Annotated in this window: 8 protein-coding genes; 5 read left to right on the top strand and 3 right to left on the bottom strand. The window is 71.7% G+C overall.

Annotated features, from left to right (window positions below; all coding sequences use genetic code 11):
* The first annotated feature begins 7 nt into the window (after positions 1-7).
* Together fxsT and miaB are read left to right on the top strand one after the other, a co-directional pair.
* Entirely contained in the window at positions 8-3,877 is a 3,870-nt protein-coding gene (fxsT, locus tag AB0C01_RS04380) for an FxSxx-COOH system tetratricopeptide repeat protein (protein ID WP_357570199.1), read from the top strand.
* A 165-nt stretch (positions 3,878-4,042) separates the two neighbouring features.
* Entirely contained in the window at positions 4,043-5,536 is a 1,494-nt protein-coding gene (gene miaB / locus AB0C01_RS04375) for a tRNA (N6-isopentenyl adenosine(37)-C2)-methylthiotransferase MiaB (RefSeq protein WP_357570198.1), read from the top strand.
* Between the two features lie 39 nt (positions 5,537-5,575).
* On the opposite strand, the gene AB0C01_RS04370 is transcribed toward miaB, so the two are convergent.
* The 3 genes from AB0C01_RS04370 to AB0C01_RS04360 form a co-directional block, all read right to left on the bottom strand.
* Positions 5,576-6,940 carry a cellulose binding domain-containing protein gene (locus AB0C01_RS04370; RefSeq protein WP_357247496.1) on the bottom strand — a complete coding sequence of 455 codons (1,365 nt, stop codon included), beginning with the start codon at positions 6,938-6,940 and terminating at the stop codon, positions 5,576-5,578.
* A gap of 227 nt (positions 6,941-7,167) precedes the next feature.
* The gene (locus AB0C01_RS04365; RefSeq protein ID WP_357570197.1) at positions 7,168-8,775 is read right to left on the bottom strand and encodes a cellulase family glycosylhydrolase; all 1,608 of its coding nucleotides are present in this window, start codon (positions 8,773-8,775) and stop codon (positions 7,168-7,170) included.
* 703 nt (positions 8,776-9,478) lie between these two features.
* Complete coding sequence (locus AB0C01_RS04360) at positions 9,479-10,687, bottom strand: DUF349 domain-containing protein (protein WP_357247502.1); 1,209 nt, start codon at positions 10,685-10,687, stop codon at positions 9,479-9,481.
* A gap of 150 nt (positions 10,688-10,837) precedes the next feature.
* Here AB0C01_RS04360 and AB0C01_RS04355 point away from each other — a divergent pair, with 150 nt between their 5' ends.
* From AB0C01_RS04355 to dapF, 3 genes are read left to right on the top strand one after another with little or no spacing between them, the layout of a single operon-like run.
* Entirely contained in the window at positions 10,838-11,680 is an 843-nt protein-coding gene (locus tag AB0C01_RS04355) for a class III extradiol dioxygenase subunit B-like domain-containing protein (protein WP_357570196.1), read from the top strand.
* 14 nt (positions 11,681-11,694) lie between these two features.
* Complete coding sequence (miaA, locus tag AB0C01_RS04350; protein WP_357247508.1) at positions 11,695-12,618, top strand: tRNA (adenosine(37)-N6)-dimethylallyltransferase MiaA; 924 nt, start codon at positions 11,695-11,697, stop codon at positions 12,616-12,618.
* Between the two features lie 7 nt (positions 12,619-12,625).
* Positions 12,626-13,471: a diaminopimelate epimerase gene (gene dapF / locus AB0C01_RS04345; RefSeq protein WP_357247511.1), complete on the top strand. Its 846-nt coding sequence runs from the start codon at positions 12,626-12,628 to the stop codon at positions 13,469-13,471.
* The last annotated feature ends 30 nt before the right edge of the window (positions 13,472-13,501 follow it).

Genomic DNA, 13,501 nt, shown 5'->3' with positions numbered 1-13,501 from the left:
GACAGGCATGAGCGCTGATCGCGAAGGTCAGGTCATCACCTTCTACTCGTTCAAGGGTGGAACGGGACGGACGACGGCGCTGGCCAACATCGCGTGGATCCTCGCTGCCAACGGTAAGCGGGTGCTGGTCGCGGACTGGGATCTCGAGTCACCCGGCCTGCACCGCTTCTTCCACCCGTTCCTCGACACCGGGGCGATCCAGGGCGCCAGCGGCGTGATCGACATGATCCGCGACTACGAGTGGGAGACCACCCGGCTCGACGACCGGCCGGACCGCTGGATGGAGCAGTACGCCCGGGTCGGCCGGCACGCGTTCTCGCTGCGCTGGAACTTCCCCGACGGCGGTGCTCTCGACTTCCTCTCCGCCGGCCGGCAGAACAGCGACTACGCCGTCTCGGTGAGTGGGTTGAACTGGGACAACTTCTACAACCGGCTGGGCGGGGCGCAGTTCTTCGAGGCGCTGCGGGCGGACATGAAGCGGCAGTACGACTTCACCCTGATCGACAGCCGGACCGGGTCGAGCGACGTCGCCGACATCTGCACCCTGCACCTGCCGGACACCCTGGTCGACTGTTTCACCCTCAGCGACCAGGGCATCGACGGGGCAGCTCGGGTCGCGCACTCGGTCCGGGAACGGTACCGGCAGCGGGACATCCGGGTCCTGCCGGTGCCGATGCGGGTCGACCACGCCGTGAAGGAGCAGAGCGAGGCTGGTCGTCTGTTGGCCATGCGCCGGTTCGCTGGTCTGCCGGCGGAGATGACCGAGGCGCAGCGCCAGCGGTACTGGGCGGCAGTCGAGGTGCCGTACCGGCCGTACTACGCGTACGAGGAGAAGCTGGCGACATTCTGCGACCCGCCCGGCTCCCCGACCTCGCTGCTGGCCGCGTTCGAGACATTGACCGGGATCCTCACCGCCGGTGCGGTAACGGCGCTGCCCGTTATGGACGAGTCGGTGCGGGAGCGGGGCAAGGCCCGTTTCCGCCGACGCGCCGAGGCGATCGACGACCAGATCGTGCTCCGGTACGCGCCGGAGGACGCCATCTGGGCCGAGTGGCTGGAGCAGGTGCTCAGATCGTCCGGGCTGCGGGTGGTGGAGCCGACGGCCGCCGTCGGCTCCACCGGCACGCCGGCCCCGCGCACGCTGACCGTGGTCTCGCCGGCCTACGTGGCGACGCCGTCCGGCGGCCTGCCCGACCGGGGCCCGAGTTCCGACTTCATGGCCCTGGCCGTGTACGTCGCCGACCTGCGCCCGTTGGCCGAGTTTTCGGCCGGGAGCTCCACCACCCTGGTCAACGTGAGCGCCGCGACCGCTGTGGAGCGGGTGTTGCGGCTGGTCGGTCGGCCGGTGCCGTCGTCGGCGGACGGGCCGGCTGGCGGGGCCACCCGTTATCCCGGCACCGAGCCGTTGATCTTCAACGCCCCCAACCGGAACGCCCGGTTCACCGGCCGCGAGGGCGACCTGGCGCGACTGCGCACGCAGTTGCAGGGTGGGGGCGTCGCGGTGGTGCTGCCGGTCGCCCTCCAGGGCATGGGCGGCGTCGGTAAGACGCAGGTGGCTTTGGAATACGTGCACCGGTTCAAGTCCGCGTACGACGTGGTCTGGTGGATCGTGGCGGACCCGCCGCAGTTCGTCGACACCGCCCTGGCCGACCTCGCCGGTCGCCTCGGCATCCTCGTCGGTCCCACCCTGCCCGACACGGTCCGGTCGGTGCTCCAGGTGCTCGGCCGTGGTGAGCCGTACGAGCGGTGGCTCGTCGTACTCGACAACGCCGAAGAGCTCGACCAGATCGAGCCCTTCCTGCCGCAGGGTCCCGGGCACGTCCTGCTGACCTCCCGCAACCGTGCCTGGGGTGACCGGGCGAACCCGATCCAGGTGGACGTCTTCGACCGCACCGAGGCCGTCGCGCACCTCGCCCAGCGGGTGCCCACGATCGGCGCCGAGGAGGCCGACCGGGTGGCCGAGGCGCTCGGCGACCTGCCGATCGCGGTGGCCGCGGCGGGCGCCTGGCTCGCCGACACCGGCACGTCGGTCGCCGACTACCTACGGCAGATCGAGCGGCACGGCCCGAGCGCCCTCTCGGTGGAGGCGACCTGGGATTTGTCGCTGAACCGGCTGCTCGACCAGGCGCCGGCCGCGTACCGGCTGTTGCAGCTCTGCTCGGTGCTGGCTCCGGAGATCGCCCTCGAACTCGTCTACAGCGACGAGATGGCGGCGGCCCTCGTGCCGTTCGACCCGTCGGTGTCGGAGCGGCTCGTACGTGGTGCCCTGGTCCAGCAGATCAACCGCCTGGCGCTGCTCAAACTCGACGTCCAGGGCGGTCGGGTGCAGGTGCACCGGCTGTTGCAGGCGGTGGTCCGCGACCGGATGACCGACGACGAGATCGACGGCGCCCGACACCAGGTGCACCTGGTGCTGGCCGCGTCCCGGCCACGCGGCGACGTGGACGACCCGACCACCTGGGCCCGGCTGCGGATGCTCTGGCCGCACCTGGAGGTCTCCGAGGCGCTGACCTGCCCCGACGAGCCGGTGTGTCAGCTCCTGATCGACCGGGTCCGTTATCTGTGGCAGCGCGGCGGTCTGGACCAGGCCGACGTCTTCAGCCAGGAGATGGACGACACCTGGAGCGCCCGGCTCGGCGACACGCACGACGAGGTCGAGACGTCGGCGCTGGGTCGACAGTTGCTGCACCTGCGGTTCAACCGGGCGAACATCCTGCGCAGCCTGGGCCGCTTCGACGAGGCCCGGGACCTGGACGAGGCGGTGCTGGCCGAGCAACACCGGCTGCTGGGCCCGCTGCACCCGCACAGCCTGATGACCGCCGGCGGCCTCGGCGCTGACCTACGAGCGCTCGGCCGCTACGCCGAGGCCCTGGAACGGGACCGGTCCACCTACGCCTCATGGCTCCAGGTGTTCGGCGAGGACCACCCGGGGACGTTGAGCGCGGCCAACAACCTCGCCGTCTCGTACCGGCTGGTCGGCGACTACCGGTCGGCCCGGCGGTGGGACGACGAGGTGCACCAGCGGCGGCGGCTGGTGCTCGGCCCCACCCATCCCGACACGCTCGTCTCCGCCGTGCGGCTCGGCAGCGACCTGCGGGAGGCCGGCGAGTACGAGCGCTCGGCCACCCTGCTGCGCGCGGTCTACGACACGTACTGCGAGGTGCTCGGGCCGGACGACGGCCAGAGCCTCGTCGCTCAGGTCAACCTGGCGGTGTCCCTGCGCAGCTCCGGTCGGGGCAGCGAGGCCGCGCCGATGTTCGACACGGCCTACCGCGAACTCGGCGAACGCTTCGGTCCGGACAACCCGGACACGCTGGCGTGCCGGGCGAGCCGGGCGGCGAACCTGCTGGCCGTCGGCGATGCGACTCGGGCACTGACCGAGATGCTCGCGGTCAGCCAGGCGTATGAGGAGGGTCTCCGGCTCGGCCCGGAACACCCGTACACCCTGGCCACGCTGAGTAACATCGCTGCCGCCGAGCGCGCGCTCGGCCGCAGGTCGGAAGCCCGTACGTCGGCGGCCCGGGCGTCCGGTGAGTTCCGCAAGATACTCGGCCCCGACCACCCGCACACCCTCGCCGCGGAGGTGAACCACGCGGTGTGTCTCGCCGAGGAGGGGGCGTGGGACTCGGCGCGGGAGCGACTGCGGGAGACCGCCGGTCGCCTGGCCGCGGTGATCGGGGCGGATCACCCCGACACGCTGCGGTGCCTCGGTGACCTCGCCCTGGTGTCGACGCGCGCCGGTGGCGAGGCCCCTGCCGAGGACGTCGGCGCGGTGGCGGACCGGCTGGCCGAGGTCATCGGCGCGGAGCACCCCACGGTGCGGACCCTGCGTGACCGGCGGTTCGTCGTCCGGGTGATCGACCTGCACCTGTTGTGATCGGGGGCACCGTTCCGGCTCCCCGCTGTGACCGTGCCGAGGCCCGGGCGGCAGCGTGCTCCCCGCCGGGAACCCTCACCGTGGACCGTCGGGTCAATGCCGGTGGGTGGGGGCTGCCAACTGGGCCGCTACCCTGGTAGCCCGAGGGGAAGGGGCACCAAGAGGGTGGCTAGGACCTACAACGTCGTGACGTACGGCTGCCAGATGAACGTCCACGATTCTGAGCGCATCTCCGGCCTGCTCGAACAGGCTGGCTACGTACGTGCGGTGCCCTCCGACGACAACCCGGACATCGTCGTGTTCAACACCTGCGCCGTCCGGGAGAACGCGGACAACCGGCTCTACGGCAACCTCGGTCGGCTGCGCCCGGTGAAGGACAAGCACCCGGGGATGCAGATCGCGGTCGGTGGTTGCCTGGCCCAGAAGGACCGGGGCGAGATCGTCCGCAAGGCGCCCTGGGTGGACGTGGTCTTCGGCACCCACAACATCGGTGCGCTGCCGGTGCTGCTGGAGCGGGCCCGGCACAACGCCGCCGCCGAGGTGGAGATCCTGGAGTCCCTCGACGTCTTCCCCTCCACGCTGCCCACCCGCCGCGAGTCCACCTACGCCGGCTGGGTGTCGATCTCGGTGGGCTGCAACAACACCTGCACGTTCTGCATCGTGCCCGCGCTGCGCGGCAAGGAGAAGGACCGCCGTCCCGGCGACATCCTCTCCGAGGTGCGCGCCCTGGTCGACGAGGGCGTGCTGGAGGTGACCCTGCTCGGGCAGAACGTCAACTCCTACGGGGTGGAGTTCGGCGACCGGTACGCCTTCGGCAAGCTGTTGCGGGCCTGCGGCGACATCGACGGGTTGGAGCGGGTCCGGTTCACCAGCCCGCACCCGAAGGACTTCACCGACGACGTGATCGCCGCGATGGCCGAGACGCCGAACGTCTGCCACTCGCTGCACATGCCGTTGCAGTCCGGCTCCGACGACGTGCTGAAGGCGATGCGCCGGTCCTACCGCTCCGAGCGCTACCTGGGGATCATCGAGAAGGTCCGGGCGGCGATGCCGGACGCGGCGATCACCACCGACATCATCGTCGGCTTCCCCGGCGAGACCGAGGCCGACTTCCAGCGCACCCTGGACGTGGTCCGCGAGGCCCGGTTCTCCTCGGCCTTCACCTTCCAGTACTCGAAGCGCCCCGGCACCCCCGCCGCGACCATGGACGATCAGCTACCCAAGCAGGTCGTGCAGGAGCGCTACGAGCGGCTCGTCGCCTGCGTCGAGGAGATCACCTGGGCGGAGAACAAGCGGCTCGTCGGGGAGACCGTCGAGGTGCTGGTCGCCGTCGGCGAGGGCCGCAAGGACGAGCGGACCGGCCGGATGTCCGGTCGGGCCCGCGACGGCCGGCTGGTGCACTTCGCGACCGAGACCGCGGGTGGGGAGTCCCTCGCTGGGCAGATCCGGCCGGGCGACATCGTGCACACCACCATCACGTACGCCGCTCCGCACCACCTCAACGCCGACGGACCGCCGGTGGCGCACCGACGGACCCGGGCCGGCGACGCGGCCGAGGCGGGCCGCTCCCCGCGTACCCCCGGGGTGTTGCTCGGTCTGCCGACGATCGGCGCGCCGCCGGTCGCGCCCGCACCCACCGCCGGCTGCGCCACGCACTGAGCGCACGGAAGGGCCCCTCGTCGAGGGGCCCTTCCTCGGTCAGACGGTGATCCGGCCGGCGCCGGCGCCCGCCGTCACGACGGACTTGACGCTGCTCGCGGTGTCGAGTTGGTACGAGTACGGGATGCTGGCCACGCTGCCGCCGGTCTGCCCGGCGGGCGAGTTGACGAAGTGGTTGTTCCGGGCGACCAGTCGGCCCGGCCCGGAGTCGGCCTCGCCCAGGTGGTACGTGTCGTTGACGTTCTCGAAGTAGTTGCCCTCGACGAGCACGCCGGCGTTCTCCGTGGAGGCCACGCCGTAGCCGCCGTTGGCCCGGTAGTAGTTGTTGAACACGTGCACCGGGTTGCCGAAGCGCACCCGGGGGTTGCGCTGCCTGCTCCCGTCGAACCAGTTGTGGTGGTAGCTCACCCGCAGGTGGCCGGTGTCCTGGGCGCCGTTGTCGTCGCTGTGGCCGAGCAGCATGGCCTTGTCGTGGTTGAAGACCCGGTTCCACGACACGGTGACGAAGTCCGATCCGCGCTTGATGTCGACCGCGCCGTCGTACCCGTTGCTGAAGGTGTTGTGGTCGACCCACACGTTGGTGGCCGACTCCTGCACGTTGATCGCGTCGTCGTTCCAGTCCCGGAAGGTCAGGTTGCGGATGATGACGTTGCGGTCACCGCTGACGTTGAGCCCGCAGCCGGCGATGGTGGCGCCGGAGTTGCCGAGGATGGTCTTGTTGGACCGGACCCGCAGCATTCCCGAGCAGGAGATCGTGCCGGACACCCGGATCACCGCGGCGCCCGTCGCGTTCAGCGCGCTGGTCAGCGCCGACGCGTTGGTGACGGTGGTGGCCGGTGCGCCGCCGCCGCCGGTGGTGCCGCCGTTCTGGGTGGCCCAACCGACGAGACCGGTCGGTGGCGGGACGCTGGGCGGCGGATCGCTCGGGATCGGCGGGGTCGTCGGTGTGCCCGGGTTGGTCGGCGTGGTCGGGGTGGTGGTGCCGCCGGTGCAGGCGACGTTGTTCAGGGTGAAGCTGGTCGGGTCCGGGTTGCTGGCGTTGTTCCAACTCGCATTGAAGCCGAACGAGGCGCTGCCGTTGGTCGCCAGGTTGCCGTTGTAGTCCACGTTGGCGGTGGACACCTGGCCCCCGGTCTGCGAGACGGTGGCACCCCACGCCTGGCTGACCTGCTGCCCGGCCCCGTACGACCAGCGCAGCGTCCAACCGGAGACCGGGTCGCCGAGGTTGGTGACCGTGACGTTGCCGGTGAACCCGCCCGGCCACTGGCTGGCGACCGTGTAGGCGACCCGGCAGCCGGCGGCCGCCTGCGCGGACACGGACGTCAGCAGCCCGGCGGTGACGAGGCTGGCGGTGGCGGCGGCGGTGGCGGCGAGCAGCGTCATTCGACGCTGTGGTGTGCGCATGCTGCTTCCTTTCGAGGAGGCGGACGGGACCGTCGCGACACCCATGCCCGTGGGCGGCGAATCGTGCCCGGACCAGTGGCCCGCCAGTGCGATGACGTGAAGGAAAGCGGCTCCCGCGCTCGCGGCCACCTCTGCGAAGGCAAACGCTTTCCCGATGAAAGCATAGAAGCATGTGAATGTAAATGGCGGGGACGGCCGATGCGCACCGCATCGGCCGTCCCAGCGGTTCAGCAGCTGGCGCCGTTGAGCTTCACGGCACCCGGGGCGCTGGCGGTGCCGTTGGCGGTGAAGCCCACGGTGACCGACCCACCCGCAGCCAGGGACGGCGCGTGACTGGGCGCAGCGGCAGTGACAGTCGTGCCGGACTGGGAGACGGTGGCGTTCCAGCCACTGCCCAACGTCACCCCGGCCGGCCAGGTCCAGGTGACCGACCACGGATTCACCGCGGCCGAACCGGTGTTCTTCACGGTCAACTCACCCTGGAAGCCGCCCTGCCAGGCGTTGACCTGCCGGTAGGTGGCCGTGCAGGCACCCGGCGGCGGGGTGGTCGGCCCGCCGGTCGGCCCGCCGGTAGGTCCGCCCGTCGGTCCGCCGGTGGGTCCGCCACCCGACGGTGCGATCAGGTACGGCTGGAGGATCGCCTGCTTGGTGGTGTTGACGTTCGTCCAGTCGTCAAGCGCGATGCCGCCCGTGTCACCGGAGTTGGGGTTCCACGACCAGTAGGTGAAGGACATCCCGGTCACCCCGGTCCCGGTGTACGCCATCAACTTCTCCAGCCACACCTTGTCCTTCGGGTCGACCAGAGTGCTACCGAACTCACCCATCATGATCGGAGCGATGTTCTGCTTGTAGAGGTAACCCCAGTACTTGTCCCAGATCGCCGGCATGTTCGCCGGGTAGTCCGGGGCGTCGAACCAGGTCTGCCGGTACACCGAGGTGGCGTACTCGTGCGGCGAGTAGACCAGCCGGTTGGCCACGCTCAGCCGTACCGGGAACTGACCCGCCTTCGACAGGTTGCCACCCCACCAACCGCAGTCCTCGTCGTTGCTGGTGTCGCCGTCCCAGACGTTGGAGAGGCCACCGCTCGGGCAGCTCACCCCCTCCACGAAGATCAGCCAGTTGGGCTGGACACCAAGGATCGCGTTGCCGGCCCGCTCGGCGGCGAGCCGCCAGTCCCGGGTGGTGTCGCCACAGCCCCAGCACGCGCCGGTGGCCGCCGGGTTGGTGCCCTCGGCGTGCGGCTCGTTGTGCAGGTCCGCGCCGATCACCGTCGGGTTACCCGCGTACCGCTGGGCGAGCATCTTCCAGTCGTTGATCCAGGTCGCCTCGGAGACCGTCGACGTGTACCACAACGGCGACTGCCCGGCCGACGTCGGCCGGTGCCGGTCCAGGATGATCCGCATTCCCTTGCTGCCGGCGTAGTCGATCACCTTGTCCAGGATCTGCAACGGCGACAGCCCGATCAGGTCCGGGTTGACGAAGTCGTTGATCCCACTGGCGGTCGCGCCCGGCTTCAGCGCGTCGTTCGAGTACGGCACCCGCAACGTGTTGTAACCCAGCCGGGCCATCGTGTCGAGCTGCCCCCGCCACGGGTTGTTCGACCACAGCCCGTGGAAGGTCTTGTTGTCGGTCTCCATGCCGAACCAGTTGATGCCGGTCAACCGGACCGTGGCACCGGTGCTGTCCACGATCTGATTGCCGTTGGTGTGCAGGTAACCGGAGCCGGTGCCAGCGGCGACGGCCGGGCTGGTGCTGACGGCGGTGGCGAGGAACACGCCAGCCGCGACGGTGGCGAGCGCGGTCAGCGCGCCGCCGAGAGCCTTGGGACGGAACATTCGAGCTCCACTTCGGAGGTCCGACGCCGTCCGATGACGACGTCGGCGGGCGGCCGTCCGCACGTCACGGCCCCTTTTCGGGTACGCGGACAGTGCGCGACGGCCCATGTCACGCGGACGTGGTCACTCGCGGCAGCTCACCGGCGACCCTCGACGGCGGATGTCCCGCCCTCGTCGCCCTCGTGCCGGTGGCCCTACCTGGCTCCGTCGCTCATTCTGATCAGCCAGCCTCGATGCGTCAACCTGCGCCTGCGCGCCGCCCCGCGCCCGGCGCGCCGTCGCCCTGCGTCCGGCGTGCGTTGCCCTGCGCCCCGCGCCGACCGCACCTGCCCGCGGCCCGCCGGTCCTCTGCGCCCCCACACCCTGCCCGTCCGTCCCGTGCGCCGTATCCCACACCGCGCGTCTCCGCCCGCTGCCCCTTGCGCCGCGCGCCCCTGCATGATCGCGCTTGAACACGGATGTAGTTGCATCCCGGCGCTTCGTGGCCACTACATCCAGGATCGAGTGTGATCTTGCCGGGGCGCCGGGGCGCCGGGCGCCGGGCGCCGGGCGCCGGGCGCCGGGCGCCGGGCGCCGGGCGCGTGCGGCGCGAAGGGCGAGGATGAGGGTCGCGGGCGCGTGCACCAGGGCGGGTGAGGCGTGCGGGTGGAGACGCGGGAGCCCCCGGTCCCGAGCGGGACCGGGGGCTCCGGACGTCGTCAGCTCAGCCGGCCTGCTCGGCGAGTTGGAGGAACTGCCGCTTGGCGGCGAGCGCCTGCTCGGCGTCCTTGATCCGGCGCGCGTCGCCGGCGCTCTGGGCCCGGGCCAGCCGCTCCTCGGCCTCGGCCACCTGCGCCCGCATCTGCGCGAGCAGCGGGTTGTCCTCCTTGGTGGTGCGGCGCCACGCCGAGTCCATCACGTCGCGGACCTTGTCGTCGATGACGCGCAGTCGGCGCTCCAGTCCGGTGGCCGCCTCGCGGGGCACCCGGCCGGCCTCGTGCCACTGTGCCTGGATCTCCCGCAGCTTGGCCTGGGCGCCCTTCGGGTCGGCGTCGATGTCCAACGCCTCGGCCTCGGCGAGCAGGGCCTGCTTGCGCTCCAGGTTGCCGCGCTGCTCGTTGTCCCGGGCGGAGAAGACCTCACTGCGCCGGCTGAAGAAGGCATCCTGCGCGCCCCGGAACCGTTCCCAGAGCTTCTGCTCGGCCTCCTTGGAAGCGCGCGGCGCGGCCTTCCACTGGGTCATCAGCTCCTTGAGCTGGTTGGCGGTCGCGGCCCAGTCGGTGGATTCCGAGAGCTTCTCCGCCTCGGCGACCAGCTCCTCCTTGACCGTCTGCGCCTGCTTGCGCTGGGAGTCCAGGGACGCGAAGTGGGCGCCCCGGCGACGGGTGAAACCGTCCCGGGCGGCGGCGAAACGCTTCCACAGCTCGCCGTCGGCCTTCTTGTCGACCCCACGAATGGTCTTCCACTCGTCGAGGATCTCCTTGAGCCGGTCCCCGGCGGTCTTCCAACCGGTGGACTCGGCGGCCAGCTTCTCGGCCTCCTCCACAAGGGCGGTCTTGCGTGCCAGGGCCTCGCCGCGAGCGGCTTCCCGGGCAGCGCGCGCCTCGCCGGCCTTCTCCTCGGCGAGGGTGGCCAGCTTGTCGAGGCGAGCGGCCAGTGCGTCGATGTCGCCGACCACGTTGGCCTCGGGCAGCGTGGCACGGATCCGCCGGATCGTGCTCACCGAGTGTCCGGCATCCGCCGCACCCGACTTGAGCCGAGCCTCGGTCAGGTCCACCTCGGTGACCAGATCGGCGAAGCGGCGCGCGAAGTGTGCCAGGCCCTCCTCCGGCGCACCCGCCTGCCAGGATCCGACCACCCGCTCACCCTCGGTGGTCTTGACGTAAACGGTGCCGTCCGCGTCCACCCGTCCGAAGGCAGTCCAGTCGCTCATGTGCCCATCCTCGTTCTCCCGGCGTCGAGGGAACGAACCCCCGTCGCCGCCACGGCGCAGCCAAGTTGCTTCCGGCATTGTCACAGGTCTCACCCGGTCCGCGTCGAGCGCCTATCGCCGACCGTGACCATACGGTGTCCTAGGGGCCGAATGACCGGATCGGCGCGGAGACGCACCGACGATTCCCGCTACGGTGAAAGGGTGCCACTGGTCGCCGCTGCCGTCTGCCCACATCCGCCCCTGCTCGTGCCCGAGGTGGCCGGCTCCGCGGCCCCGGAGTTGGACGGCCTGCGGGCGTCCTGCGACGTGGCCGTACGCCGGTTGCTGGCCGTCGACCCGGACACCGTGGTGCTGCTCGGCACCGGCCCGGTCACCGGCCTGATCGACTCCCCGGCCACCGGTTCCCTCCAGCCGTGGGGTGTCGACCTGGACGTGCCGCTGGTCCCCGGTCAGCCGGACCGGGGCGCGGTGCTGCCGTTGAGCCTGACCATCGGCGCGTGGTTGCTGTCCCGGCACGACGCGCGAGCGCACGACGCGCGGGCGCACGACGCGCGGGCGCACGACGCGCGAGCGCACGACGCGCGGGCGCACGATGCCCGGATGTCGGTGACCGCCGTGCAGGTGGCCGCCGACGCCGGCCCGGCCGAGCTGGCCGCGCTCGCGGACGAGGTCGGCGCCACGGGGAACCGGGTGGCGTTGCTGGTGCTCGGTGACGGGTCGGCCTGCCGGGGCGAGAAGGCCCCCGGGTACGACGACCCGCGCGCCAGCGCGTACGACAAGGGGGTTGCCACGGCTCTGGCCGAGGCGGACCTGGACGCCCTGCTCGGCCTCGACCCGGTGGTGTCGGCGGAGCTGAAGGCCGCCGGCCGGGCGCCCTGGCAGGTGCTGGCCGGCGCGGCCCGGGCGGCCGGCGGAGGGTGGCGTGGTGAGCTGCTGCACGACTCCGCCCCCTACGGGGTGGCCTACTTCGTGGCGTCCTGGGAGCGGATGTGACAGGCGACGCGGACGTGAGAGGCGACGCGGGGGGCACTGTCGTCGCGGTGGTCGGCCCGACCGCGGCGGGCAAGTCGGCGCTGAGCATCGCGTTGGCGCACGCGCTGGACGGTGAGGTGGTCAACGCCGACTCGATGCAGCTCTACCGGGGCATGGACATCGGCACCGCCAAGCTGACCGCAGCCGAGCGGGACGGCGTGCCGCACCACCTGTTGGACATCTGGGAGGTCACCGAGCCGGCGAGTGTCGCGGAGTACCAGCGGCTGGCCCGCGCGGCGGTGGACGACATCCTGTCCCGGGGGCGGGTGCCGCTGCTGGTCGGTGGGTCCGGGCTGTACGTGCGGGCGGTGCTGGAGCGTTTCGAGTTCCCCGGGACCGACGCCGCGCTGCGGGACCGGCTGGAACGGGAGTTGGCCGAGGTCGGCCCGGCCCCGCTGTACGCGCGGCTGCGCGCCGCCGACCCGGTCGCCGCCGAGGGCATCCTGCCCGGCAACGGCCGGCGCATCGTGCGGGCGCTGGAGGTGATCGAGCTCACCGGCGCGCCGTTCACCGCGTCGCTGCCCCAGCCCACGCCGTACTACCCGTCCGTACAGCTCGGCGTGGACCTGGACACGGGCGTGCTGGACGAGCGGATCGCGCTGCGGGTCGACCGGATGTGGGCCGACGGCCTGGTGCCGGAGACCCGGGAGCTGGTCGCGCGCGGGCTGCCCGAGGGGCGGACGGCGAGCCGGGCGCTGGGCTACCAGCAGGTGCTGCGCCTGTTCGCCGGTGAGCTGACCGAGGCGCAGGCGCACGAGGAGACGGTCCGCGCCACCCGGCGTTTCGTCCGCCGGCAGCGGTCCTGGTTCCGGCGCGACCAGCGGATCCACTGGCTGGACTCGACCGCGCCGGACCTGATCGGGGCCGCGCTGCGTCTGGTGCCGGCCGAGACGCGATAATGGGGGCGTGGAGTTCACCAAGGGCCACGGCACCGGCAACGACTTCGTCCTTCTTCCCGACCCGGACGGTCAGCTCGACCTGACCCCGGAGCTGGTCGCGGCGCTCTGCGACCGGCGGCGGGGCATCGGCGCGGACGGCGTGCTGCGGGTGGTCCGGGCGGCCAAGCATCCGGACGGCGCGGGGCTGGCCGGCGAGGCCGAGTGGTTCATGGACTACTGGAACGCCGACGGCTCGTTCGCCGAGATGTGCGGCAACGGTGCCCGGGTCTTCGTGCGCTACCTGCTCGACACCGGGTTGGCGACGCCCGCCGGCGCGGCCCTGCCGGTGGCCACCCGGGCCGGCGTCGTGCGCGCGCTGGTCGAGGGCGACGCCGTGTCCGTCGAGATGCGCCGACCCCGGGTGTACGACAGTTCGACCGCCACCCTGGGCGGGCTGACCCTGGCCGGCACCGCCGTGGACATCGGCAACCCGCACCTGGTCTGTGTGCTGCCGGCCGGGGTGGAGCTGTCCGCGCTGGACCTGACCACCGCGCCCGGGTTCGACCCGGCGTTCTTTCCGAACGGGGTGAACGTCGAGTTCATCGTGGCGGGCGATCCGGTCGACGACGCCGACGGGCACACCCTGATGCGCGTGTACGAGCGCGGCAGCGCCGAGACCCTGTCCTGCGGCACGGGTGCCTGCGCGGTGGGCGCGGTGGCCCTGCGTGACCTCGGCCGGGACACCGGAGTGATCGCCGTGGACGTGCCCGGCGGTCGGGTGACGGTCACCGTCACCGAGACCTCCTGCTGGCTGTCCGGTCCCGCCGTCCTGGTGGCAAGAGGCGACGTAGACCTGACCACGCTCCGCCCCTGACCCGCCACCCGGGTTGATCAAGAGGTTTGC

This window comes from Micromonospora sp. NPDC048905 (assembly GCF_040649655.1).
Classification (GTDB): Bacteria; Actinomycetota; Actinomycetes; order Mycobacteriales; family Micromonosporaceae; genus Micromonospora.
This window is presented reverse-complemented; position numbering and strand designations above follow the sequence as displayed.

What these genes read in the sequence shown, in the direction of transcription:
- AB0C01_RS04355 (WP_357570196.1), top strand. Translation starts at nt 10,838, where the DNA reads ATGACCGGATCGGCGCGGAGACGCACCGACGATTCCCGCTACGGTGAA.
- AB0C01_RS04370 (WP_357247496.1), bottom strand. Translation starts at nt 6,940, where the DNA reads ATGCGCACACCACAGCGTCGAATGACGCTGCTCGCCGCCACCGCCGCC.
- AB0C01_RS04360 (WP_357247502.1), bottom strand. Translation starts at nt 10,687, where the DNA reads ATGAGCGACTGGACTGCCTTCGGACGGGTGGACGCGGACGGCACCGTT.
- AB0C01_RS04365 (WP_357570197.1), bottom strand. Translation starts at nt 8,775, where the DNA reads ATGTTCCGTCCCAAGGCTCTCGGCGGCGCGCTGACCGCGCTCGCCACC.
- fxsT (WP_357570199.1), top strand. Translation starts at nt 8, where the DNA reads ATGAGCGCTGATCGCGAAGGTCAGGTCATCACCTTCTACTCGTTCAAG.